At 72.6% G+C, this 23805-nt stretch carries 22 protein-coding genes; 9 read left to right on the top strand and 13 right to left on the bottom strand.

The features are described from left to right. The first annotated feature begins 49 nt into the window (after nucleotides 1-49). The 3 genes from LY13_RS17050 (at nucleotide 50) to LY13_RS17040 (ending at nucleotide 3920) form a co-directional block, all read left to right on the top strand. Nucleotides 50-790 (top strand): response regulator transcription factor, encoded by a 741-nt coding sequence (locus LY13_RS17050; protein ID WP_253829461.1) that lies wholly within the window; start codon nucleotides 50-52, stop codon nucleotides 788-790. Beyond that, entirely contained in the window at nucleotides 791-1927 is a 1137-nt protein-coding gene (locus tag LY13_RS17045) for a sensor histidine kinase (RefSeq protein WP_372493846.1), read from the top strand. It begins immediately after the preceding gene. 112 nt (nucleotides 1928-2039) lie between these two features. Continuing rightward, nucleotides 2040-3920 (top strand): C69 family dipeptidase, encoded by a 1881-nt coding sequence (locus LY13_RS17040; RefSeq protein WP_253829460.1) that lies wholly within the window; start codon nucleotides 2040-2042, stop codon nucleotides 3918-3920. 69 nt (nucleotides 3921-3989) lie between these two features. On the opposite strand, the gene LY13_RS17035 is transcribed toward LY13_RS17040, so the two are convergent. The 5 genes from LY13_RS17035 to LY13_RS17015 all read right to left on the bottom strand — a co-directional run bounded on the left by LY13_RS17035 (nucleotide 3990) and on the right by LY13_RS17015 (nucleotide 10601). After that, nucleotides 3990-6098 (bottom strand): 3-hydroxyacyl-CoA dehydrogenase NAD-binding domain-containing protein, encoded by a 2109-nt coding sequence (locus LY13_RS17035; RefSeq protein WP_253829459.1) that lies wholly within the window; start codon nucleotides 6096-6098, stop codon nucleotides 3990-3992. Beyond that, nucleotides 6095-7297, bottom strand: coding sequence for a thiolase family protein (locus LY13_RS17030; RefSeq protein WP_253829458.1), 1203 nt, complete (start codon nucleotides 7295-7297; stop codon nucleotides 6095-6097). The genes LY13_RS17035 and LY13_RS17030 overlap by 4 nt, the downstream gene beginning before the upstream one ends. 253 nt (nucleotides 7298-7550) lie before the next feature. Next, on the bottom strand, nucleotides 7551-8741 hold the full coding sequence (locus LY13_RS17025) for a ribonuclease D (protein WP_253829530.1): 1191 nt from the start codon (nucleotides 8739-8741) through the stop codon (nucleotides 7551-7553). A 145-nt stretch (nucleotides 8742-8886) separates the two neighbouring features. Beyond that, nucleotides 8887-9603, bottom strand: coding sequence for a LuxR C-terminal-related transcriptional regulator (locus LY13_RS17020; protein ID WP_253829457.1), 717 nt, complete (start codon nucleotides 9601-9603; stop codon nucleotides 8887-8889). 443 nt (nucleotides 9604-10046) lie between these two features. Beyond that, nucleotides 10047-10601 (bottom strand): DUF3000 domain-containing protein, encoded by a 555-nt coding sequence (locus LY13_RS17015; RefSeq protein ID WP_301299221.1) that lies wholly within the window; start codon nucleotides 10599-10601, stop codon nucleotides 10047-10049. Nucleotides 10602-10699: 98 nt separating this feature from the next. Here LY13_RS17015 and hemE point away from each other — a divergent pair, with 98 nt between their 5' ends. From hemE to LY13_RS16990, 5 genes are read left to right on the top strand one after another with little or no spacing between them, the layout of a single operon-like run. Next, nucleotides 10700-11815 (top strand): uroporphyrinogen decarboxylase, encoded by a 1116-nt coding sequence (hemE, locus tag LY13_RS17010; RefSeq protein ID WP_253829455.1) that lies wholly within the window; start codon nucleotides 10700-10702, stop codon nucleotides 11813-11815. Nucleotides 11816-11825: 10 nt separating this feature from the next. Next, complete coding sequence (gene hemG, locus LY13_RS17005) at nucleotides 11826-13250, top strand: protoporphyrinogen oxidase (protein WP_253829454.1); 1425 nt, start codon at nucleotides 11826-11828, stop codon at nucleotides 13248-13250. 4 nt (nucleotides 13251-13254) lie between these two features. Then, nucleotides 13255-13950: a hydrogen peroxide-dependent heme synthase gene (gene hemQ / locus LY13_RS17000; RefSeq protein ID WP_253829453.1), complete on the top strand. Its 696-nt coding sequence runs from the start codon at nucleotides 13255-13257 to the stop codon at nucleotides 13948-13950. 46 nt (nucleotides 13951-13996) lie between these two features. Beyond that, nucleotides 13997-14272, top strand: a complete 276-nt coding sequence (locus tag LY13_RS16995) for a FitA-like ribbon-helix-helix domain-containing protein (RefSeq protein WP_253829452.1) — start codon at nucleotides 13997-13999, stop codon at nucleotides 14270-14272. After that, nucleotides 14262-14675 (top strand): type II toxin-antitoxin system VapC family toxin, encoded by a 414-nt coding sequence (locus tag LY13_RS16990; protein ID WP_253829451.1) that lies wholly within the window; start codon nucleotides 14262-14264, stop codon nucleotides 14673-14675. The genes LY13_RS16995 and LY13_RS16990 overlap by 11 nt, the downstream gene beginning before the upstream one ends. Nucleotides 14676-14719: 44 nt before the next feature. Here the strand turns inward: LY13_RS16990 and msrB are convergent, their stop codons facing one another. From msrB to LY13_RS16955, 7 genes are all read right to left on the bottom strand, one after another. Continuing rightward, the gene (gene msrB, locus LY13_RS16985; protein WP_253829450.1) at nucleotides 14720-15157 is read right to left on the bottom strand and encodes a peptide-methionine (R)-S-oxide reductase MsrB; all 438 of its coding nucleotides are present in this window, start codon (nucleotides 15155-15157) and stop codon (nucleotides 14720-14722) included. A gap of 10 nt (nucleotides 15158-15167) precedes the next feature. Beyond that, complete coding sequence (locus tag LY13_RS16980) at nucleotides 15168-15467, bottom strand: hypothetical protein (protein WP_253829449.1); 300 nt, start codon at nucleotides 15465-15467, stop codon at nucleotides 15168-15170. A 59-nt stretch (nucleotides 15468-15526) separates the two neighbouring features. Continuing rightward, nucleotides 15527-17038: a serine/threonine-protein kinase gene (locus LY13_RS16975; protein WP_301299204.1), complete on the bottom strand. Its 1512-nt coding sequence runs from the start codon at nucleotides 17036-17038 to the stop codon at nucleotides 15527-15529. 172 nt (nucleotides 17039-17210) lie between these two features. Then, nucleotides 17211-17894, bottom strand: a complete 684-nt coding sequence (locus LY13_RS16970; protein ID WP_253829447.1) for a TVP38/TMEM64 family protein — start codon at nucleotides 17892-17894, stop codon at nucleotides 17211-17213. 30 nt (nucleotides 17895-17924) lie between these two features. Then, on the bottom strand, nucleotides 17925-19178 hold the full coding sequence (locus tag LY13_RS16965) for an AMP-binding protein (RefSeq protein WP_253829446.1): 1254 nt from the start codon (nucleotides 19176-19178) through the stop codon (nucleotides 17925-17927). Between the two features lie 134 nt (nucleotides 19179-19312). Further along, nucleotides 19313-20854 (bottom strand): alpha/beta hydrolase, encoded by a 1542-nt coding sequence (locus tag LY13_RS16960; protein ID WP_253829445.1) that lies wholly within the window; start codon nucleotides 20852-20854, stop codon nucleotides 19313-19315. 225 nt (nucleotides 20855-21079) lie between these two features. Continuing rightward, nucleotides 21080-21787, bottom strand: a complete 708-nt coding sequence (locus LY13_RS16955) for a pyrimidine reductase family protein (protein ID WP_253829529.1) — start codon at nucleotides 21785-21787, stop codon at nucleotides 21080-21082. A 249-nt stretch (nucleotides 21788-22036) separates the two neighbouring features. Between LY13_RS16955 and zapE the strand changes: the two genes are divergently transcribed. Beyond that, complete coding sequence (gene zapE, locus LY13_RS16950) at nucleotides 22037-23089, top strand: cell division protein ZapE (protein WP_253829444.1); 1053 nt, start codon at nucleotides 22037-22039, stop codon at nucleotides 23087-23089. Here the strand turns inward: zapE and LY13_RS16945 are convergent. Beyond that, nucleotides 23037-23636 carry a phosphatase PAP2 family protein gene (locus LY13_RS16945; RefSeq protein WP_253829443.1) on the bottom strand — a complete coding sequence of 200 codons (600 nt, stop codon included), beginning with the start codon at nucleotides 23634-23636 and terminating at the stop codon, nucleotides 23037-23039. The genes zapE and LY13_RS16945 overlap by 53 nt on opposite strands. Nucleotides 23637-23805: the final 169 nt, after the last annotated feature.

Genomic DNA, 23805 nt, shown 5'->3' with positions numbered 1-23805 from the left:
AGCGGGTTCACATAGGTGCTTCTCAGCTTTCTGTGTCACCGTGGGTGACGTGCGCGTGTTGGTAGTTGAGGACGAGGCCCCGCTCGCGGAGGCGATCGCACGGGGTCTGCGTCGCGAAGGTATGGCCGTGGACGTCGCGCTGGACGGCGACGACGGACACGAGAAGGCGTCGGTGACGCGGTACGACGTCGTGGTGCTCGACCGCGACCTGCCCGGGATGCCGGGCGACGAACTGTGCCGCGAGATCGTGCGTTCCGGCGAGCTGACCAGGGTGCTGATGCTGACGGCCAGCACCGCGGTCTCCGAGCGGGTCGAAGGGCTCTCACTCGGCGCCGACGACTACGTGGCGAAGCCGTTCGCGTTTCCCGAGCTGGTGGCGCGCGTCAGGGCGCTGGGCAGGCGTGCCACGCCCGCCGCACCGCCGGTGCTGACCGCGGGCGACATCGAGCTCGACCCGTCGCGCCGGACGGTGCATCGCGGCGGCGAGCCCGTGGACCTGACCCGCAAGGAGTTCGGCGTCCTCGAGGTGCTGTTGTCCGCGGGCGGTGCCGTCGTCAGCAGTGAGGACCTGCTCGAACGCGTGTGGGACGAGAACGCCGACCCGTTCACCACGACGGTGCGCGTCACCGTGATGACCCTGCGGAAGAAGCTCGGCGAACCCGGTGTGATCGAGACGGTCGTCGGCTCGGGCTACCGCGTGCCCGGCGCGGGGTCCACGGAGGACGCCGCGGAGGAGGCCGGCGGTACCCCGGGTGCGCGCGGATCCTCGGAGTCCGGTTCCCTGACGTAAGTGATCCGGCGTACGGGTATTCCGGCGCGCAGCCTGCGCGCCCGCATCACCATTCTCGCGACGGCGCTCGTCGCGGCCGTCAGCGCGCTGCTGCTGTGGCTGGCCTGGACGCTCGTCGGCGACGCGGTGGGCGGCGTGCCGCAGCTGCCGCCGGGAACGGTCGTCGAGGTCGACGGCGTGCACGTCAAGGCCGAGGACCTGGCCGAGCACCTGCGCGACGCGGCGCGCGAACGGGTCGTGGTCGCCGGGGGCATCGCGTTCTGCTTCGTGGTCGCCGCGGCGGGCATTCTCGCGTGGACGTTCACCTCGCGGGTGTTGCAGCCGCTCCGGGACATCACGGGCACGGCGCAGCGGCTCTCCGGCGAGTCGATGGGGGAGCGCATCGGCGACGTGTCCACACGGGACGAACTCGCCGAGTTGGCGCGCACGATCGACGCGATGCTGGACCGGCTTCAGTCGGCGTTCGACACGCAGCGGCAGTTCGTGGCCAACGCGAGCCACGAGCTGCGCACGCCACTGGCCGTCATCCGCACGGAACTCGATGTCACGCTGCCCGACGAGGATGCCGACGAGGCCGAACTGCGCCGCATGGCCGGCGTCGTGCGCGACGCCACCGAACGTGCCGAACGGCTCGTGACGTCGCTGCTGCTGCTCGCCCGCACCGACGGTGCCGGGATCGCACTGACCGAGCGGGTCAACGTGGCCGACGTCGCGGGCCGGGCGTGGCAGGTCGTCGAACCCGACGCACGGCGCCGCGAGCTGAACGTCGACCTACGGCTGGCCCCGGCGTTGACGACCGGCGACGGGGCGCTGCTGGAACGCGTGGCGGGAAACCTGCTGGAGAACGCCGTGCGCCACAACGTCGACGCCGGTTGGATCGAGGTCACCACCACCGCAGGGGACCGGTGGACGACGCTGACGGTGCGCTCGTCCGGGCAGCTGCTGGATCCGGAAACGGTGGCGGGACTGTTCGAACCGTTCCGTCGCGCGGGCGTGGCCAGGACGGCGCGGCACGGTGCGGGCCTCGGCCTGTCGATCGTGCGGGCGGCCGCGGAGGCGCACGAGGGGTCGGTCTCCGCCGAACCGGTCGTGGGCGGCGGCCTGGCCGTCACCGTCCGCCTGCCCGCGGCGGCGTAGCCGAACTCCGTGTCCGATCGGCGAAGAATCACACGTACGTACCACTACTTCCACCCAGATCGTTACCGTCGCTAACCTTCTTCTCGATTGATCCCCGAGAGGAAGGAACGCCGTGCGAATCCCCAGAACGAGGCATCGCCGAGCGTGGAGGCGCGGCTCCGGTGCGGCGCTCGGCCTGCTCGTGGCAGCGGGCCTGCTCGTCGTCCCCGGCGCCGCCGCAGGCCCCGGTGACTCCGCCCGTGGCGGTGACACCGTTGCGGGCGCGAACGGTGACAGCGTGCTGCGGCCCGACGCGCCGACGAAGAGCATCGCCTTCTACGTCGGCAAGAATCTCACCGAGGACGGTGCGACGCTGCTCGGCGGGTTCGGTCACGAGCCGTCCAGTCACTGGCTCGAGATCGTGCCGAGTCGAGAGTTCCCCGACGACGCGACCACGACGGTCGGCGTGACCGACCGCGCCGGGTACCCGGGCGAACTGACCGAGATCCCGCAGGCACGCCGGACTGCCAAGTACATCTCGTCGAACTACTCCGAGTTCGAAGGCTTCCCGGCCCCGCTGACCAACGGCGGGCTCAACGAGCACGGTGTCGCGGCCCGCGACGTCTGGTCGCCGACGAGCGACCGGTTGCTGGGCAAGACCGATGCGGTGCAGACCGGTCCGAACTACAGTGACCTCTCGCGTATAGCCATGGAACGCGCCACGAGCGCGCGCGAGGCCGTCGAGATCGTCGGCGGTCTCATCGACCGGTACGGCTATTCCACCTACGGCGGCAACTCGCACCTGTTCGCCGATGAGAACGAAGGCTGGGTGCTCGTCAACTATGGCGGCAGCCAGGGGCTGTGGGCCGCAGAGCGGCTCGGCCCGGACGAAACCCGCGTCTCCTTCCCCGGCTACCTGGAGCCGCTGCCCCTGGACTATCAGGACCGTCCCGACGAGTTCCTCGCCTCCGACCACTTCATCGACTACGCGGTGGAGCAGGGTTGGTTCGACCCGGCAGGCCGCGACACCTTCGACCCGCAGGCCGTCTACGGCGGTTGGCGGCCCAACGAGCGCGAGGTGAGCCCGACCCACCCGTGGGGCGCGAACGTGCAGGGGGAGCTGGAAGCCGAGCTGGCCGACGGGCTCGCGCCGGTGTCCCTGGAGGACATGCTCGCCTACGTGCGGGATCCGAGGTGGTCGCACGACCGTTCCGGATACGGACAGGTCGCGCGGTTGTCCGGCAGGGACAACGGGAACCTCAACGCGCTGTGGACCGCCGTCACCGGCGCGGTCACGACACCGTACGTGCCGGTCTACATCGGAGCCGAGGACGTGCCACCGGAGTTCAAGCAGCATCGGTACCTGACCAGCGGCACGGCGTCGACGCACGTCGCGGCCGACTACGCTCCGCTCGAGGCGACCGAGTACGCCACCAGGACGTTCAAGCGGTTGATGTATCACACGTGTGAGCACCCGGAGGCGTTCTACGAGCCGGTGACCGCGGAGATCGAGAAATTCGAACGCGGTCTCGTGTCCGAACAGGACCGTGTCGTGGCGAAGGCCGCCCGTCACTACGACGCCGGCCGTGAGGACGCGGCCGCGCAGTACCTGACCCGGTACGTCGGGGACCGGCTCGGTGAGAGTCTGGGGCTCGGCGACCGGCTGGTCGGTGCCGTCGAGCACGAGACGCGTGAGCGGTTCGGCATTCGCATGCCCACGGGGCGCGACCTGCCGGGGGAGACCGCGCGGCCGGAGAGTCAGAGCATGAACCGCGGCGGCGGTCTCGACGGCGACGCCGACGGTATCGCCTTCTGCTACCGCGAGGGCCTCGGCGACTTCCCGCGTGAGCACGGTGCGTATGCCGACCGGGTCGGGGAGCTGCAGCTTCCCGTGTCGCAGCTGTCGAAGGAGCGGTTCTTCCGCGCCATGGAACAGGCCGCCCCCGGCGACGGGAACGGCTGGCGCAGGCAGGCCGAGCGTGCCTGGGCACAGCTGCAGGACACCGGCGACTGATCGCCGTATAACGACCCATACGGCTGGGCCCGGGAGTGTGCGCTCCCGGGCCCAGCCACGGCCGTCACCTCACGCCGGGGGAACCGACGCCACGCCTGGAGCCAGGAAGGGCTTGCCCGCGACCTTCTCCGACACGCCCGCGCGGTCGAGGTACGGCGTGATGCCGCCCAGCCAGAACGGCCAGCCCGCGCCGAGGATCATGCACAGGTCGATGTCGTGGGCCTCGGCGACGACACCCTCGTCGAGCATGATGCGGATCTCCTCGGCCAGCGCGGCCAGGGCGCGCTCACGCACCTGCTCGGCCGTCGACGGCGCGTCACCCTGCTGCCACAGCTCGGCGACCTCGGGGTCGATCGCCGGGTTGCCCGAGTCGTCGTACTGCCAGACCGCGGACTTGCCAGCCTCGACGAACCGCTTCAGATTCTCGCTCACGCCGTAGCGCTCGGGGAAGGCCTCGTGCATCGTCTCGGCCACGTGCAGCGCCACCGGCGGGCCGACCAGCTGCAGCAGCGTCATCGGCGACATCGGCAGGCCGAGCGGGTCGAGTGCGGAGTCGGCCACGTCGAACGGCGTGCCCTCGTCCACTGTGGCCAGCACCTCGCCCAGGAAACGGGTCAGCACCCTGTTCACCACGAACGCCGGGGCGTCCTTGACGAGCACGCTCGACTTCTTCAGCTGCTTGCCCACCGAGAACGCCGTCGCCAACGTCTCGTCGTCGGTGCGCTCCCCGCGGACGATCTCCAGCAGCGGCAGCACCGCCACCGGGTTGAAGAAGTGGAAGCCGACGACCCGCTCGGGGTGCTGCAGCTCGGAGGCCATCGCCGTGATCGACAGCGACGACGTGTTGGTCGCCAGCACGCACTCGGGGCTCACGTGCTGCTCGACCTCGGCGAAGACCTTCCGCTTCACGCCCAGGTCCTCGAACACCGCCTCGATGACGAAGCCCGCGTCGGCGAACGCCGCCTTGTCCAGCGAACCGGACACGAGCGCGCGCAGCCGGTTGGCCTCGTCGGGACCGATGCGCTTCTTCTCGAGCAGTTTGTCGATCTCGCCGTGCACATAGGACACGCCCTTGTCGACCCGCTCCTGGTCGACGTCGGTGAGCACGACCGGCACCTTGAGCCTGCGCACGAACAGCAGCGCCAGCTGGCTGGCCATCAGGCCCGCGCCGACGATGCCGACCTTGCCGACCTGCCGGGCGAGCGACTTGTCCGGCGCGCCCGCAGGCTTCTTGGCCCGCTTGTTGACGAGGTCGAACGAGTACAGCCCGGACCGCAGCGGATCGGACATCAGCAGCTCGGCCAGTGCCTCGGTCTCGGCGGCGTAGCCGGCGTCCCGGTCGGCGGTGCGCGCGAGTTCCAGGAGTTCCAGCGCCTTCTCCGCGCCCGGCGAGGCGCCCTTGGTCTTGCCGGACACCACGGCCTTCGCCCTGCCCATGGCGGCGTCCCACTCGCCGCCGCGGTCGATCTCGCGACGGGCGGGCGTGACCTCACCGCGGACGACCTTCACCAGCCACAGCAGCGACTGCTCCAGGTAGTCCGCCGACGGCAGCAGCTCGTCGGTGATGCCCAGCTCCGCGGCCTGCGTCGGCTTGAGCATCTTGTTCTGGTTCAACGCGTTCTCGACGATCACCGTCACCGCGGCGGCCGGGCCGATCAGGTTCGGCAGCAACTGCGTACCGCCCCAGCCCGGGAACAGCCCGAGGAACACCTCGGGCAGCGCGATCGCGGCCACGTTGTCGGCCATCGTGCGGTAGTGACACGACAGTGCGAGTTCGAGTCCGCCGCCCATCACGGCGCCGTTGACGAACGCGAACGTCGGGATCTCCGACTCGGTGAACCTGCGGAACACGTCGTGGCCGGTCTGCGCGATCTGCCGCGCCAGCTCCGGATCGGAGATCTGCTCCACACCGGACAGGTCGGCGCCGACGGCGAACACGAACGGTTTGCCGGTGACGGCGATGGCGGCAGGGTCGGCGGCGACGGCCTCGTCGAACGCCGCGTTCAGGCTCACCAGGCTCTGGGGGCCGAACGTCGACGGCCGCGTGTGGTCGTGGCCGTTGTCGATCGTGATGAGGGCGACCGGCTTGTCGAGGCCGGGTACGGTCACGACGCGCGTCACCGCACGGGTGACGACCTCGTCGGGGAATGCGCTCTGTGCCTGTTCTGCGGTGATCACTTGTTGCCCTCCCAGTGGGGGTTCTCCCAGATGACGGTGCCGCCCATGCCGATACCGATGCACATCGTCGTCATGCCGTAGCGCACGTCGGGGCGCTCGGCGAACCGGCGCGAGAGCTGGGTCATCAGCCGGACGCCGGACGAGGCGAGCGGGTGGCCGCAGGCGATCGCGCCGCCCCAGGCGTTGACGCGGGTGTCGTCCTCGGCGATGCCGAAGTGGTCGAGGAAGGCCAGGACCTGCACGGCGAACGCCTCGTTGATCTCGAACAGGTCGATGTCCGAGATGGACAGTCCGGCGCGCGTCAGAGCCTTCTCGGTCGCAGGCACGGGGCCGACACCCATCACCTCCGGCTCGACACCGGCGAACGAGTAGCCCACCAGGCGCATGCCCACGGGCAGGCCCAGCTCCCGCGCCGTGTCCTCACCGGCGAGCAGCGCGCCGGTCGCGCCGTCGTTGAGGCCCGCCGCGTTGCCCGCGGTGACCCGGCCGTGCGGGCGGAACGGCGTCTTCAGGCCCGCGAGGTTCTCCATCGTGGTTCCGGGGCGGGGAGGCTCGTCCTCCGTGACGAGGTCCCAGCCCAGCTCGGGGTGCCGCGTGGCGACCGGCACCAGCTCCGGGCCGATCTTGCCCGTCTTCACGGCGTCGGCGAAGCGTTCCTGGCTGCGGACGGCGAAGGCGTCGCAGCGCTCCTTGGTGATCGCCGGGTAGCGGTCGTGGACGTTCTCCGCCGTCTGGCCCATGACCAGGGCGGACGGGTCGACCAGCTTGTCGGACAGGAACCGCGGGTTCGGGTCCACGCCTTCGCCCATCGGGTGCCTGCCCATGTGCTCGACGCCGCCCGCGAAGGCCACGTCGTAGGCGCCGAACGCGATGCCGCCCGCGACCGAGGTCACGGCCGTCATGGCGCCCGCGCACATGCGGTCGATGGCGAAACCGGGAACGGACTTCGGCAGGCCCGCCAGCAGCGCGGCCGTCCGGCCGATGGTCAGGCCCTGGTCACCGGTCTGGGTCGTGGCGGCGACGGCGACGTCGTCGATCCGCTCGGGCGGCAGCTCCGGGTGACGGCGCAGCAGTTCGCGGATGACCTTGACGACGAGATCGTCGGCCCGTGTGTTGGCGTAGATGCCCTTGTCGCCTGCCTTGCCGAACGGGGTTCGCAACCCGTCGACGAAGGCCACGGTGCGCGCGGGTGCGGACACGGGTGCTCCTTCGGAGGTGATGTTCGCGGTGTCGGAAACTCGGATACCGGCCCGTACAGCGTTGTTACCAGCCGGTAACCGCGATAGTAGTCGCGCGTCCGGGTGCTTCGCAGGGTGGCCTCGCCCACCGTGTGTCACTCCACCGAGTGGGCAGGTGTCGCCGCTTTCGGGTACACCTCGTGACCGGCGCCGAGCTCGGCCGGAGACGTGCGCCGCCGGACGGCGGAGAGGGCGCCGTGAGCCGGTCCCGTGCTCAGGCCGTGGCGTGCAGCGCGGTGCTCAGCGCGTCGGCGACGAGGTCGACCTGCCACGGCCGCGCCCCGCCGTCGGCGAGCGCCGCGGCGACGCCCTCGGGGGAGGGGTCCTCGGGCGGAGTCCAGCAGGTGCGGCGCAGCAGGTCGGGCAACAGGACGTTCTCCACCGGCAGCGTGTGCGACTCGGCGATTTTCGTCAGCGCCGTGCGGGCGGCGGCCAGTCGGGCGGCGGCGTCCGGGTCCTTGTCGCCCCAGCGGTTGGCGGGCGGCGGTCCGTCGCCACCCGTCGACGTGCTCGGGAGTTCCTCGGCGGGCAGCTCCCTCGCGGCCTCCAGCCGGCGAAGCCAGTGGGCGCTGTAGCGGCGCTGCACTCGGCCACCGAAGACCGGCAGCGCCTGCAGCTGCTGCGGCGTGGACGGATCAGCGAGCACGGCGTTGATGATCGCGCTGTCGGGCAGCACCCGGGACGGCGCGCGGTCGCGCTTGCGCGCCATCTCGTCCCGCGCCTCCCAGAGTGCGCGGACGGCGGCGAGCCCGCGCGGGGTCCGGACCTTGTGCACGCCCGAGGTGCGCCGCCACGGTTCGGCACGCGGTGGCGCCGCCGGTGCGGTGCGCACGGCCTCGAACTCCTGCCTGGCCCACTCGAGCTTGCCCTGGGCCGTCAGCTCGGCCTCGAGGGTGTCACGGAGTGGCACGAGGAGTTCGACGTCGAGTGCGGCGTAGTCCAGCCACTCGTCGGGCAGTGGGCGTCGCGACCAGTCGGCGGCGCTGTGGCCCTTCTCCAGGGTGTAGCCGAGCAGCTTCTCCACGAGGGTGCCGAGCGCGACGCGTTCGTGGCCCGCGAGCCTGCCCGCGAGTTCGGTGTCGAACAGGGAGGCGGGGTGGAGGCCCAGTTCGGCCAGGCACGGCAGGTCCTGAGACGCGGCGTGCAGCACCCACTCGGCGTCACCGAGTGCGGTTGCCAGCGGCGCCAGCTCGTCGGCGAGCGGGATCGGGTCGACGAGCACGGTGCCCGCTCCCTGACGACGGATCTGCACGAGGTACGCCTTGGGCCAGTAGCGGTAGCCCGACGCGCGCTCGGTGTCGATGGCCACGGGGCCGGTGCCGGCGGCCAACCGATCGCAGGCCTCGCGAAGTGCCTCGGCGTCCTCGATGACCGGAGGAGTGCCCTCGACGGGCCGGGTCAGCAACTCCGGCGCAGCAGCCTCCCCGCCGTCCGGCGCATCGGTCGCGGCGGCCGCGGGGGAGGCGTGTTCTGCGTTGTGCACGGGTGTCAACCCTACGGGACGGGCCGCCTGCCCCCGGCGAGCCCGTCCCGTAGGGATGAGGTCGGCGCTAGCGGATGACGCCGGCACGCATGGCCAGCGCCACCATCTGGGCCCGGTCGCCGGTGCCGAGCTTGCGGCCGATCCGCGACAGGTGGGACTTCACCGTGAGCGCGGAGAGGCTGAGCTCGTCACCGATCTCCTTGTTGGACTGTCCGTCCGCCACGAGCTGCAGAACCTCCACCTCGCGCGCCGAGAGCTCGCGCGGGGTGTTGTCCGTGCCGGGAACGCGGGTTCCGGTGGCCAGCACCGGTGCCACGCTCGGGTCGGCGTACACGCCGCCGTCGAGCACCCGGCGCACGCCGTCGGTGACGACCACCGGCGACGCGGACTTGAGCAGGTAGGCCTGCGCCCCGGCCTGGAACGCCGAACGGACCGCGTACGGGTCGTCCGACGACGCCAGGACCACGACACGGGGCCAGCCGTTGCTGCGCAGCTCGGTGACCAGCTCGATGCCGCTGCCGTCCGGCAGGCCGAGATCCAGGATGGCGAGGTCGCACGGCCCCGTGGCCGTCGCGCGCGCCCTGGCCTCGGCCACCGTGGCGGCCTCGTGCACCGTGCCTGCGCCCATCTGGGCAAGACGTCCGGCGATCGCCTCCCTCAACAACGGGTGGTCATCGACCACCATCACGGAAAACAACTCTTCCCGCGGATGCGGAACCATGCTCGCCGGCAAGGCGCCGGCTGGCGTGGATCGAACGGCCTGAGAAAAGCCGACGGCAGCCACGTCACTACCTCCCTGGAGTCGGTCGTGCCCCCCGACCGGCACCGGGACTTTCGGCCGTTCAGCCGCGCCAGCTTTAGACCGAAAGTGGTGTCGTCGACAGGTACTGTAGCCGCCTGAGTGGGGTAGTGGGGGCATCAAATGGGTATCTATCCCGATCGGATTGCACTTCGGGGGCTCCGTTGTAGCGCGATGGGATTAATCCTTGCGAAAGCTGTAACGGGCCCGGGTCCGCGGGCGATAACGCCGGGTTGTGGTGCGCACACTGGGCGTGCATGTGCCGTGTGCAGCTGCCCGTGACCAGTATGCCGACACGATTACGAGGACGCGTTCGGGTGGCCGCGACCGGTCGGTGAGCGGTCCCGCGGCGGGTGCACGTTCGGCGGAGGACCCGACCTTCGGAGGGTGCCGCCGGTCGGGGGACGGGCAGTGGTGGTGCGGAGCGGTCAGGACGTGCGGCGCTGGCCGAACATCGTGACGCCGACGGGCGGCAGGCCCGCGTAACTCGCCATCAGCTGGCAGAAGGCGTCCCCGTGGGGACCGAGCTCGGGCGTCAGCGGGGTCCACGACGCACGCAGTTCGAGGTCGTCGGTGCGCGACGGGCCCGAGATCTCGCCGAAACGGGCCGACGACGTCTCGGTGACGGTGCCGCCGAGCGCGGTGAACTCGGCCTCGGTGGCCTCGAGCGCGTCGGTGAGCCAGGACCAGCCGACCGACGGGAGGAACGGATCGGTCGCCAGTTCCTTGTCGATGCCCGCGCGCACGTAGGCCACGAGGCGGAACACGCCGTCCCACGTCTCCTGGCCGTCGGGATCGTGCAGCAGGACCAGCCTGCCGGACGCCTCGACCTCCCCGGGTCCGGTCGTCTCGCAGCTGAGTGCGTAGGCCCAGGGCGCGAGTCGTTGCGGAGCCTTGATCGGTTCGAGGCTCACCTCGGGTCGCGGCTGCAGTGCCTGCAGCGCCGCGACGGCCTGGCGGAATTCCTCCGGCGCCTGGGTCAACACGGTCACCCCGAGACTGTAAGCCGTCGCGTGGTGCGGGTCGCTGTCCGACGCGCCGACGGCGGCGTGGTTATCCGGGCGTGGCACCATGAACAGTGATGACAGCCTCGTTCTCCGCGTCGTCGGTTCCCGCGCCGTCCGATCCCGATCCGCGGACAGGATCCCCGGTCGCCGCGCGGCGCGCGCTGCCCGACGCCCCGCTGCTGGTCGCCGCCCGCGGCGGGACCCCCTCCCGGACGCCCGTGTGGTTCATGCGCCAGGCCGGGCGGTCGCTGCCCGAGTACCGCTCGGTGCGCGAGGGCGTGCCCATGCTGCAGTCCTGTTTCGACCCGGCGCTGCTCGCGGAGATCACGATGCAGCCGGTGCGGCGTCACGGCGTCGACGCCGCGATCCTGTTCAGCGACATCGTCGTCCCGCTGTACGCGGCGGGGCTGGCCATCGACATCGTGCCCGGCACGGGACCCGTCGTCGCGCATCCGGTGCGGACCGCGGTCGACGTCGACGCGCTCCCGGAGCTCGAGGCCGAGCAGGTCCGGCCCATCACCGACGGCATCGGCCTGTTGCTGCGCGAGCTCGGCGAGACACCGTTGATCGGGTTCGCGGGAGCACCGTTCACGCTCGCCTCCTATCTCATCGAAGGCGGGCCGAGCCGCAACCACGAACACACGAAGGCGCTGATGCACGCCGAGCCCGAGTTGTGGCACCGGCTGGCCTCCCGCCTCGCGGACGTGACGGCCACGTTCCTGACGGCTCAGCTCGAAGCCGGCGTCGACGCGGTGCAGCTGTTCGACTCGTGGGCCGGTGCGCTCTCCGAACGGGACTACCGCGAGTTCGTGCTGCCGCATTCGGCGCGGGTGCTGTCCGCCGTCGCCGAGTACGACGTGCCGCGGATCCACTTCGGGGTCGGCACGGGCGAGCTGCTGCCCGCGATGCGCGAGGCCGGCGCGGACGTCGTCGGTGTCGACTGGCGGGTGCCGCTGGACGAGGCCGCCCGCAGGCTGCGGGCCTCGGGCGAGGCCCGGCCGGTGGTCCAGGGCAACCTCGACCCGGCGCTGCTGATGGCGTCGTGGCCCGTGATCGAGGCCGAGGTGCGGCGCATCGTCACCGAGGGCCGCGAGGCCGCCGGGCACGTCTTCAACCTCGGCCACGGGGTGCTGCCGGACACCGATCCGGAGGTGCTGACCCGCGTGGTCGAGCTGGTGCACAGTCTGTGAGGAGCGCGGGGTGAAGGTCGCGGTCGTCGGGGGAGGCGTCTCCGGGCTGACCGCCGCCTACCGCTTGCGCACCCTGCTCGGCCCGGACGCCGCGATCACCGTGTGCGAGGCGTCCGGCGACCTCGGCGGGAAGCTGCGCACGGTCGAGGTGGGCGGCGAGGCGTGTGACGTCGGGGCGGAGGCGTTCCTGGCGCGCAGGCCGGAGGCGCTCGACCTGGTCCACGAACTGGGGCTCACCGATCGGCTGCGGCACCCCTCCGGGGCCTCGTCGTCGCTGCGCGCGGGCGGCGTGACCGTGGGCCTGCCGAAACGCACCGTCATGGGTGTGCCCGCCGCCGGCGACGCGGTCGCGCACGTGCTGTCCGACGCGGGTGTCCGCGCGGTCGAGGCGGAGCGGAATCTCGCTCCGGTCGAACCGGTCGGTGCCGACGTGTCCCTCGGCGGGCTGCTGCGCAGCCGGCTCGGGGACGAGGTCGTGGACCGGCTCGTCGACCCGCTGCTCGGCGGCGTGTACGCGGGTGGTGCCGACGGCCTCGGCCTGCGTGCCGTGCTGCCCGCCCTCGCGCACGCGCTGGACGGCGGCGCGGAATCGATCACCTCCGCGATCGCCGCGCAGCTGCCGGATCCCGCGGCTCCGCCGAATCCGGCGCCGGTGTTCGGCACGCTGGCCGGTGGGCTCGCCTCACTGACCACCGCACTCGCCGCCCGTGCGGAGGCGGACGTGCGGCTCGGTGTTCCGGTCCGCGCGTTGACCCGCCGGGACGGCGGGTGGCGGCTCACCTTCGGAGCGGTCCCGGCCGCGCACGCTCCCGCCGCACCGGACCTCGACGTCGACGCCGTCGTGCTCGCCGTGCCGGCACCGGCCGCGGCACGTCTGCTGGCCGACGTCGCGCCCTCCGCCGCGGCCGCCTACGGCGAGGTCGAGCTCGCGTCGGTGGCCGTGGTCGCCCTGGCGCTGCCTCCCGGGACGGCGCTGCCCGACTCGTCCGGGGTGCTGATCGGGGCGGGGGAACGCACCCGTGACGGAGGACGGTTCACCGCCAAGGCGTTCACCTTCTCCGCCCGCAAGTGGCCGCACCAGTCCGATCAGGACGGCCCCGTGCTGCTGCGTGGCTCGGTGGGCCGGTTCGGTGACCTCTCCGCACTGCGCGCCACCGACGACGAACTCGTGCGGCGCGTCCGTGCGGATCTCGCGGAGCTGACCGGCATCACCGCCGAACCGGTCGAGGCCCGCGTGCAGCGCTGGGGCGGTGGTCTGCCGCAGTACGGTGTCGGGCACGGCGACCGGGTCGCACGGATCGAGGAGGCGGTGTCGGCCCTGCCCGGGCTCGCGGTGGCCGGCGCCGCGCTCCACGGTGTGGGCATTCCGGCCTGCATCGGCACGGCGGACGCCGCGGCCCGCCGCGTGGCGGCCCGCGTGGCGGTGGGATCATAGGGCCATGGCTCGGTTGAACTACGACGAACTGAACAACACGATCCGCTACACGATGTGGTCGGTCTTCCGGGTCGAGCCCGGTACGCTCGGCGACGACCGTGACGCCGCGGCGCGGGCGACCGCCGAGTACCTCGACGCGCTCGACGACAAGGGAGTCGTGGTCCGGGGTGTGTACGACGTCGCGGGTGTGCGCGCGGACGCCGACTTCATGATCTGGTGGCACGCCGAGGAGCTCGAGCAGCTGCAGGCGGCCTACACCGGGTTCCGACGCACGACGCCGCTCGGCCGGGCGTCGACGCCGGTGTGGAGTCAGGTCGCGCTGCACCGTCCCGCGGAGTTCAACAAGAGCCACGTCCCGGCGTTCCTCGCGGGCGAGGACCCGAAGAAGTACGTCTGCGTGTACCCGTTCGTGCGGTCCTACGAGTGGTACCTGCTGCCCGACGACGAGCGCCGCAAGATGCTCGCCGACCACGGCAAGGAGGCCCGCGACTACCCGGACGTGCGCGCCAACACCGTGCCCGCCTTCGCTCTCGGCGACTACGAGTGGATCCTCGCGTTCGAGGCCGACGAACTGCACCGGATCGTCGACCTCATGCGGCACCTGCGTGGCACCGAGGCGCGGCGCCACGTGCGTGAGGAGATCCCGTTCTACACGGGCCCGCGCGTCGAGCCCGCGGACCTGGTGCACGCGCTGCCCTGAATCGGCGCGGTGGCCGCACCGCACGCTGTAGCGCTAAAGTAGCGCTATGGCGACCATCCAGATCCGCGACATTCCGGACGAGGAGTACGAGGCCCTGCGCGCGGCGGCAAGCGCGGAAGGCAAGTCGCTGCAGTCCTACATGCGTGAGCAGGCCGGATTCCTGGCACGTGTCGCACGGAAGCGTTCGGCATTCGAACGTGTGCGCGCGGCGTTGGCTGAGCGGGACGAATCGCGTGTGACGGCGGAGAGTGCCCTGGCCGATCTGGACGACAGCCGGGGTCCGTGGCCCGCCGACGGGGACACGGCGCAGCATGATGGATGAGGTCGTGGCGGACGCCTCGACCCTGGTGGTGATGCTGACCGAGCGCACATCACGGGCCGAGGACCTGGGGAGGCGTCTCGTCACCGGCGCGGTGCACGCCCCGCACCTCGTCGACGCCGAGGTAGGCGACGTGTTGCGCAAGCATCTGCTGCGGGGAGCGCTCTCGGCCGAGGACGCGTCGGCGGCGCTCGCCGCGCTGGACCTGGTGGTGGATGAACGCTATCCCCACGCCGGGCCGTTGAGCCGGGGTGCCTGGGACCTACGGGACCGCGTGCGCTTCTACGACGGGCTGTACGTGAGCCTGGCCGCGCGACTCGATCTGCCACTGGTCACCGCGGATGCGCGGCTGGGAAGAGCGCACGGGCTGCCGTGCCAGGTCCAGGTCGTTCCCGGCTGCGCGTGAGCCCCGGTGTCGGGGTGAGCGGCGGCCCGACGGCACCGCGTCGTTCACTCCGCGGGAACGAGGCGCAGGGCGACCGAGTTGATGCAGTAGCGCTGGTCGGTGGGCGTCGCGTAGCCCTCGCCTTCGAAGACGTGCCCGAGGTGGCCGTGACACGAGGCGCACAGCACCTCGACGCGCACCATGCCGAGCGACGTGTCCCTGCGCAGGATGACCGCGTCCGAGTCGGCCGGGTCGTAGAACGAGGGCCAGCCGCAGTGGCTCTCGAACTTCGTCGCCGATCGGAACAGCTCGGCGCCACAGCCCCGACATTCGTAGACGCCTTCGGCCGTGGTGTCGGTGTACTCGCCGGTGAACGGGCGCTCGGTCGCGGACGTGCGCAGCACCGCGTACGCCTCGGGGCCCAGTTCGGCGCGCCATTCGTCGTCGGACTTGGTGACGCGGGGAGCGTTCTCGGCAGGGGTCGTGTTCGCGGCGGGATCCATACCCACCAGATTACCCCGTCAGGTGTGCGACGAAGGCGCTCAGCTGGTCCCAGGCACCGACGACGACGCCCAGGAGGAGCAGCAGAACGATCACCACGGCGGTCCACCAGCGCAGGCCGCTCGCGCGGGTACTGCCTTCGGCGAAATCGGCGACGCCGCGCAGCGATCCTTCGACGGTGAACGCCGGCTCGGCGCGCTGCATCCGGTTCAGGTGGTCGGCGAACTCCTGGGCTTCCGGATCGTCCGGGTCGAGCCCCACGAGCTCGTCGTCGAACAGCCGCCGACGGCGGGCCGTGTCGTCATCCGGCATGGTGCCCACGGTAGGACATGCCGAACGGCCTGCCCAGCGCGCCGCCGGTCATGCCGTCGTCACCGTGACGAGCCGCCCGACGGCTGGTTCCGGCTGTCGAGTTCCGACGGGCGGGTCTCGCCGTCGAGCTTGGGTTCGCCGCCGGGGTTGACGACCCGCACCGTGTGGGGCCGCTTGCCGTTGCCGAAGTCGAGCTGCACCTGGATGTCGACCGAGCCGTCGGCGTTCTGGCCGTTGGGGGCGGAGGCGTCGGACCAGCTCTGCAGCGTGTGCTGATCCCAGTACTCGTCGAACTCGTCCTCCGAGCCGTACACCGCCTGCGCGTCCCGGGTGAGCTGATCCCAGTCCGGGTCGTTGTAGAACTCGCCGACCAGCGCGCCTGCCTGGCCCCAGTCGACGGGCCCGCTCGCGTCGGCCCGCGTGTTCGACGACGGGGGAGCCGACGACGAGGTCGGCTCCGGTGTGGGGGACGGGTTCCCGCCCGCGGCGGGTTCGTCGTCCCCGCCGAGCGTGAACACGAGCACCGCGGTGAGGGCGAGCACGGCGACGCCGACCGCGGCCAGCAGCAGTGGCTTCCGACGACCGCCCGGACCGTTCGAGGGCGCGGCTCCGGAGGACGCGGCCGCAGGGGCGCCGGTGGCGGTCGCATGCGGACCGGACGACGAGTTGTCGCGCTGCCACGGCGCCGCGGCGGGCCTGCGGCCTCCGCCGTGATCCGAGACCGCGGGGGAGACGGCGGTCGCCGCGAGCGGCGCAGCGCTCGCCGGGCTGCCACCCGCCAGCCTGCCGAGCTGCTCCTGCGCCTCGCTCATCGTGGGGCGTTCGGTCGGTTCGGTGCGCAGCAGGCTCATCAACAGCGCGGTCGCCTGTCCGGCGTGCTGCGGCGGGTTGATCTGGCCGTTCGCGGCGGCGTAGAGCAGTGCGAGCTGGTTGGTGTTGTCGCCGTAGGGCGGCAGGCCTTCGATCGCGTGGTACAGCGTCGCGCCGAGGGCGAACACGTCGGACGCGGGTGTGGGGTCGGCGCCGCGGGCGAGCTCAGGGGCGAGGTACGCGGGTGTCCCACCGATGAGCCCGGTCTGCGTGAGGGTGAGGTCGCCGCTGGCCCGCGAGATGCCGAAGTCGGTGATCTTGCAGACGCCCGCGGAGTCGATCAGCAGGTTGCCCGGCTTGATGTCGCGGTGCACGATGCCCGCACGGTGGGCGGCGACCAGCGCGGCCGCGACCTGTTCACCGATGCGTGCCACCTCGGGAACCGGCAGTGGGCCGCGGTCGCCCAGGATCGCCGACAGGCTCTGCGACGGCAGGTACTCCATGACGAGTACCGGGTCGCCGTCGTGCTCGGCGATGTCGAACACGACGATGGCGTTGGGGTGCTGGAACCGGGCCGCGTTCTTCGCCTCGCGCATGGCGCGCTGGCGCACGGTCGTGCGCTCGGTCTCGGACAGGCCGGGCTGCGTCAGGATCTGCTTGACGGCGACCGACCGTTCGAGGCGTTCATCGACGGCGCGCCACACGATGCCCATGGCGCCGCTGCCGACGTGCTCTACGAGGCGATAGTGGCCTGCGACCAACTGACCGGTGTCGATGACGCCTTCTCCTCGGGTACTGCTCGGCTGCTGCTCGAACTCGCCGCCTACGAGTGGGACGGCTCGAGTTCTCGGAAGGACCGGTGCGCCACCCCGCTAGCGCCCGTGTCGAGTGTAGCTGCCCGGCCCGGCCCGCCTGAGGCGAACCGTCCGCCGGCTAGTCGGTTGCGCCGTCCGGCCGGGCGTCCGTGTCGGCCACCCGGCCGTCGGCCGGCGCCGCCGTTCGGACGACCCGCACCAGGCCCGCCGCGCCGAGCGTGGCGAACACGGCGTAACAGACCAGCAGCGCAGGCGGCGTACTGCCGGTCAGGGCGTCACCGAGCACGACGACGGCGATCGTGCCCGGAACACTGCCGAGCGCGGTGCCGACGAGATACGGCCGAAGTGCGATCGACGACACACCGCAGCAGTAGCTCAGCGGTGCGAACGGCACGACCGGGATCAGCCGCAGCGAGGCGACGGCAAGCATACCGCCGCCGGCCAGGCGGGCGTTGACCGCGTGCACCGGCGTGCGGTGCAGATGGCGGGTGACGAATTCCCTGCCCAGCAGACGGGCGAGGAGGAAGCCGCACAGGCCGGACAGGATCGTGGCGGTGATGGCGACGCCCACGCCCGCGACGTGCCCGAGCATCAGGCCCGCGGCGAGGTTGAAGACGGTGCGGGGGATGGGCGCGACCGTGCACACGGCGTAGGCGACCAGGAACACCGCGGCGCCCATGGCGCCGGCTTCATCGGCCCAGGCGCGCATCTCGGCCGGGGACGGGAGCGGCAGCCACAGGGCCACCGGGACGCACGCCGCGAGAAGCAGGATTCCGACAACGAGCTTGGTCCGGCGCGGCACGGGATCAACCGTAGAGGACCGGTGCCGGGCTCACGTCTCGTGGTGGTCGGGGCCGTCGAACCGCACGTCGCCGTCAGTGGTGAGGGCGCCCCGGTCGCCGGTGGAGTACCACTCGGAGTGCGCGGCCTCGTCCGCGTCGGCACGGGTTTCGGGCACGCACGCGCCGCGCAGCTCGATCAGGCCGGTCTCACCGGCGGGGACGGCCTCGCCGGTGCCGGGGTCGGTCACGCGAATGTCGACGTCGCTGCACACCGGCCGTCCGCCGCCGAGCCAGCGGTCCGCGGTGGGCCGGTCGGTGTCCCACACCGCGAACGGCGCGAGCACGCCTGCCGGTGCGTAGAAGCCGCGGGCGGGCACACCGAGTTCGTCGAGGCTCTGCGCGGCGTCGGCGGTGGTGGCGTTGGCGATGCCCACCCACCGCAGCGCGGGCAGCGAGGCGGCGGCGTCGCGGCCCTGGGCGTGACAGGACTTGGCGAGCCGCAGTGCCGTTCCCTCGTCGGTGGCGAGGTGGGTCGCGCCGAACCGGACGAGTTCGCCGGGCAGGGTGGACTCGTCGAGGTGCGGATCGAACAGGTACGTCGCCCCGCCCGCGAGCGCGGCGAGCGCGAACGACCACGCGATGGGCCGAGTCGCGGGCCGGGTGCAGACGACCAGGTCGCCGTCGCCGAGTCCGAGCGCGGTCGCCGTCGACGTCGCGTGCCGCACGACGACCGACTCGCGGTAGCGCGCGAGCCCGGGCGCGAACGCCACGGCGGGTTCGTCGCCGCTGGTCGCGGGCATCGGCATGCCTGCGGTCGCTGCGCTGGGCTGCCATGCGCCGCCACCCAGGTCCCACGGCGACGGATCGACGGGCGGTTCGGACCAGGGACCCGGCACGACCGCGACGGCGGGAGGCGGGTCGCCGGGCGATGCGCCGCTGTCGCGGAGCCGGTCGGTGAGTGCCGCGGGCACGTTCCGGTCGAGCGCGAGTACACGCGGTCGCGCGTCGGTCACGGCAGCCGCGAGGTCGCCGACCGGGGCCGAAGGGTCCAGTCCGAGAGCGCACGCGCCGAGGGACGCGGTCGCGATCTGCCAGCCGAGCAGGTCGGACCAGTTCGGCAGGCACACGGCGACGACGTCACCACGCCCCACGCCCGCCGTCGCCAGGTCCGCGCGCAGTTGCAGCGTGCGCCGCCACAGTTCTGAGCGGCTCACGTGAGCAGGCTGCACGGGATCGGCGTCGATCGCGATGATGGCGTGTGGGTCGTGCTTGGTCAGACCGGAGAGCAACGACAGAAGATTCACCGCGCGTCAGCGAAACATTCCCCATGCCCTCCGTCAAGTGACGGGTGGCCGGGGTTCGGCATGATCGACAACGGCGTTGCGGCGGCGAATGGGCCGGCGACCGCCTGCCGGCAGGCCCGTCACGACGCCACGGGTCACGCCGGGCAGAGGGTGCCGTCCCGTGGCACGTCGCCGTCGACGAGGAAGGCCCGTGCCGCGTCGGTGACGCACGACGAACTCAGCGCTCCGTGCCCGGCGCCCTTCCACGCCACGTGCACGGCCGACGGCATCTGATCGGCGGCCCGGATCGTGCCCTTCCCGGGCGTGACCGGGTCGGTCTCGGTGCTGACGACCACCATGGGCGGGGCCTGCTCGGAGCCGATCGCGCCGCGTTCTCCGGAGCGGGTGGGCCACGGACTGCACCACACGAGCTCCTGGGCCACCGTGGCGCCGAAGACGGGGTGCTCGCGCGCGAGGTCGCGGGCGGTCGAGGCGAGGCGGTCGGCGGGCAGGCGCGTCGCGGTGTCGTTGCACCGGGTCGCGATCGTGCCGTCGAGCCGGGCCGCCGAGACCTGGTCCTCGACGACGTGCGGGCGGACGAACCGGAACAGGGGGCCCGGGTCGCCGGAGCGCGCCGCGGCGACGGCGTCGGCGAGTGCGGACCAGCGCTCGCGGTCGGCGAGACCGACCAGCACCGCACGGAGCGCGAGCTGCGGGGTGAGCCGGTAGCCGTCGGAGGTCAACGGCGCGCCACGGCCGAGCCGTTCGGTCAACGCGGTGACGTCGCCGCGCAGGTCGCGGCCGAGTTCCGTGCCCGCCGCGTCGAGCGTCGCCTCGGCGCCCCCGGCGACGCCGCCCAGCACGCGGGCGTGGTCGTCGGACGGGTCCGGCATGCCGTCCAGGACCATGCGCCCCGTCTTGCCGGGGAAGCGGGCGGAGTACATCGCCAGGACCCGCGAGCCCTCACCGTGGCCGAGGGCGTGGAGGCGGTCCATGCCCAGGCTCTCGCGGAGCGTGTCGAGGTCGCTCGTGGTGCGCCTGCTGTCGATGGCCCCCTGCTCGTCCTCGAGCGCGATGGCGCACTGCTGCCCGGCGGTGCGCGCCGCGTCCAGCGGACGGTCGATGCCCGCCGACGGGTCGCTGTCGAGCAGCGTCGCGCGCTCGCTCGGCGGGATGCAGCGCACGGCGTCGGAACCGCCCGTGCCACGCCGGTCCACGCCGATGAGCGAGAACCGGTCCAACAGCGCGTCGGGCAGGCTCGCCGCGAGCCGCGCCGCGTACAGGGTGCCGGGTTCGCCGTCGACGTCGTTGACGACGACCAGCGGGACGGGGCCGTTGCCGGCCTTGAGCACCGACATGCGGGTCAGGCCCTGCCCGGGCATCCCCGGCGGGTCGAGGGTGGTCGTGAGGTACGCGCACTCGTAGTTCTGGTTCCGGCCCGCGGCGCCGCCGAGCCGGTCGCGGGTCTCGCTCGCGCAGTCGGACCAGTCGAGCGTCGACGGGCCGGGCTCGCCGAGCGGCGGCAGCGGCTGTCCCGACTCCTCCCGCTCCCGCTCGGTCGGGGCCGGGGCGTCGTTCTGGACCACGGCGGGCCGCGTCGACGGTCCGACCGTGCACCCGGCCACGACGAGGACGGGCAGCAGGGCGGCCAGCACGGCCCGCCGGGCGCTGCGACGGGGCGGATGGCGGCGCGGCAACGGTCAGGTCCTCACTCGTCGGTCGGCGGTACTCGTGGGTCGGCGGCACCGGTGGGCCGGCGTCGTCCTCACGCGGGCGGCACCCGTGGTGGCCGCGGCGGGCTGCCGGGGTACGCGGCGTTACTGTCGCACGGTCCCGGTGAGCACGCCGTGAGGGCCGGGTGGGGCGCCGCGTCTCCCGTGGTGCGGGGCGCCGGGCGGCGCGGGGTGTGCCGCGAGTCGGTGTCAGGCCCGCCGGTAGCGGGCGAGCAGGAACCCGTCCTCGTGCAGCAGCGACCGCAGCGTCATGTCGCGGGGCGTCGACGGCAGGCCCGCGACGATACGGCCCGGTCCCGGGCCCGCCAGCAGCGGCGCGTAGGTCAGGCACACCTGGTCCACCAGGTCGGCGGCCATGAGGGAGGCGAACAGGTGTGGCCCGCCCTCGCAGTCGATGCGGAGGAGGCCGCGTTCGCCGAGCAGGCGGATCGCCGCGGCCGGATCGACGGTGTCCTCGCCGGCGAGCAGCACCTCGGCGCCCGCGTCGGTGAGCGCGGCCCTGCGGTCGGCCGGCGCGTCCGCGGCGGTGATGACCAGGGTCGGCACCGACGTGTCGGTGACGACCGGCGCGTCCGGCGGGATCGAACAGCGGCGGGTCACCACGGCGACCGGTGGGACGTCCGACAGGCCGTGCCGCCGCCGGCGCTCCCGGCGGGCCTCGGTGGTGCGGGCGCCGCGGTAGGTCTCGGCCAGCGCCGTGCCCGCTCCCACGAGGACGACGTCGGCGAGGTCGCGTCCCAGCAGGAACACGCGCTTGTCGGCCGGGCTGGACAGGCCCTCGGACCGCTCGTCGACGCTGACGGCGCCGTCGGCGGAGGCGACGAAGTTGGCCTGCACCCAGGGCCGGTCGAGGTCGGCGGGGTAGTCGTAGATCGCCTCGAGGTCGTCGTCGGACAGTTCCGGCGGGACGGTGTTCTCCGGCGGGGCAGTGTCCGGGAAAGCGGTGCCCGGCGGGACGGTGCCCGGGAAAGCGGTGTCCGGGGCGGCGGACGCGGAGGTGGACGCGGAGGCGGTCGGTACGGGCCACAGCTGATGCACCCCGCCATCCCAGCATGCGCCGACCGGTCACGCAGGTCCGTCGCGCCGGTGGCGGCCCAGGTCACATCGGAACCGGGAGCGGCAGGGGTGGCGACTAACCTGAGGAGCATGCCTGTCGAGAAGCTGACCGAGCGTCGTCCCGAGATCGGCGCGGACGAGCTGATCACGACGCTCGTGCCCCCGCCGCGGTTCGACGACGTGCGGCTCTCGACCTACATCCCCAACCCGGACGAGCCCAGCCAGGCCGCCGCGGTCACCGCCTGCGGTGCGTTCGCCGAGCGCGTCGGCGCCGCGGGCGGCACCCGGTCCGGCCTGCGCGGGTTGTTCGGCCGCAAGGGCGGCAGGGCCGACGGCGACGGCAAGCAGGGCCTGTACCTGGACGGCGGGTTCGGCGTCGGCAAGACGCACCTGCTGGCGTCGATCTGGCACGCGGTTCCCGGGCCGAAGTCGTACGGCACGTTCGTCGAGCTGACCCACGTCGTCGGTGCGCTCGGGTTCGGCGAGGCCGTGCGGCGGCTGTCGGAACACCGGTTGCTGGCGATCGACGAGTTCGAACTCGACGACCCGGGCGACACGATGCTGGTCGGCCGGCTGCTCAAGGAGTTGGCCGCCGCGGGCGTGTTCGTCGCCGCCACCTCGAACACGCTGCCCGACAAGCTCGGCGAGGGCCGGTTCGCGGCGGAGGACTTCCTGCGGGAGATCCAGGCGTTGTCGGCGAAGTTCGAGGTCGTGCGGGTCGACGGCCCGGACTACCGGCACCGCGGATTGCCCGAACCGCCCGCCGCGCTGACCGACGACGAGCTCCTCGCCTCTGCCGAGCAGCGTCCCGGCGCCACCCTCGACGACTTCGACGCGTTGTGCGGTCACCTGGCGAACCTGCATCCGTCGAAGTACGGCCGCCTCGTCGACGGCCTGTCGGCGGTGCACGTCCGCGGCATCCGGGCGGCCGACGACCAGGCCATCGCGCTGCGACTGGTGGCGCTGGCCGACCGGCTCTACGACCGGGCCGTTCCGGTCCTGGTGTCGGGCGGTTCGCTCGACACGCTGTTCACCTCGGAGATGCTGGCGGGCGGGTATCGCAAGAAGTACCTGCGGGCGGTCAGCAGGCTCACGGCTCTGGCGCGGGACGCCGAGGCGTCGGCGCCGGTGTCGCGCGGCTAGCGAGCCGCGCCACGACGAGCGTCACGGCGACGGCGAGTGCGGCGCCGCCCACGACGTCGGTCGCGTAGTGGTGGTCGAGTCCGACCAGGCCGAGACCGGCGAGGACGGAGACGGCCGCCGCTGCCACCGCCGGCCCGCGGCGCCATGCCGGTGGCGAGGTCAGCACCAGCACGGTCAGGGTCGAGACCAATGCCGCGGTGTGTCCGCTGGGGTAGGCGAGGTGGTCGTCGTACCAACGGTCGAACAGGGGCTTCGCCACCCAGGTGGTCAGCGCGACCGCGACCGTGGGGGCGCCGACCGCGGTGGCGGCGACGTCCCACCGGCGCCGCCACAGTGAGGCGGCCGTGAGCAGAGCCAGCGCCGTGAGCCACACCGGAGGTTCGGTGGGCAGGACGAATCCGGTGAGCGTTTCCTCGCCGAACCGGTCCGCGACGGCGGCCACGGCCACGTCCGGACCGACCGGGGCGCGGCCGCCCGCCACGACGACGCCCGTCGAGACGACGACCGCCGCGAGGAGGCCGAGGGTGCAGGCGAGCGCGACCGGCATGGCGGCATCGTAGGGGCCGGATTCGGCCGCCGCGCGATACCGTCGACGGTGGCCGGTCCGCGGAGGCCACGGCAGAACCGTCCCGCCGCACCGACCCGCCGGCCGCCGACCCGGCGGCCGGGAACGACACCCGTTGCCGCAGCGCCGTTCGTGGGACGGCCCGTTCGCC

Origin of the sequence: Prauserella aidingensis, from assembly GCF_024171865.1 — a bacterium.
Classification (GTDB): Bacteria; Actinomycetota; Actinomycetes; order Mycobacteriales; family Pseudonocardiaceae; genus Prauserella; species Prauserella aidingensis.
Note: the sequence above shows the minus strand (reverse complement) of the source record. Positions and strands in the feature narration are given on the sequence as shown.

Excerpts from the sequence above, each read along its gene's own strand:
- hemQ (WP_253829453.1), top strand. The coding sequence starts at position 13,255 with ATGGCTCGGTTGAACTACGACGAACTGAACAACACGATCCGCTACACG.
- LY13_RS16945 (WP_253829443.1), bottom strand. The coding sequence starts at position 23,636 with ATGCCGGTCGCGCTCGCCTGCACCCTCGGCCTCCTCGCGGCGGTCGTC.
- LY13_RS16990 (WP_253829451.1), top strand. The coding sequence starts at position 14,262 with ATGATGGATGAGGTCGTGGCGGACGCCTCGACCCTGGTGGTGATGCTG.
- LY13_RS16995 (WP_253829452.1), top strand. The coding sequence starts at position 13,997 with ATGGCGACCATCCAGATCCGCGACATTCCGGACGAGGAGTACGAGGCC.
- hemE (WP_253829455.1), top strand. The coding sequence starts at position 10,700 with ATGACAGCCTCGTTCTCCGCGTCGTCGGTTCCCGCGCCGTCCGATCCC.
- zapE (WP_253829444.1), top strand. The coding sequence starts at position 22,037 with ATGCCTGTCGAGAAGCTGACCGAGCGTCGTCCCGAGATCGGCGCGGAC.
- msrB (WP_253829450.1), bottom strand. The coding sequence starts at position 15,157 with ATGGATCCCGCCGCGAACACGACCCCTGCCGAGAACGCTCCCCGCGTC.
- LY13_RS16980 (WP_253829449.1), bottom strand. The coding sequence starts at position 15,467 with ATGCCGGATGACGACACGGCCCGCCGTCGGCGGCTGTTCGACGACGAG.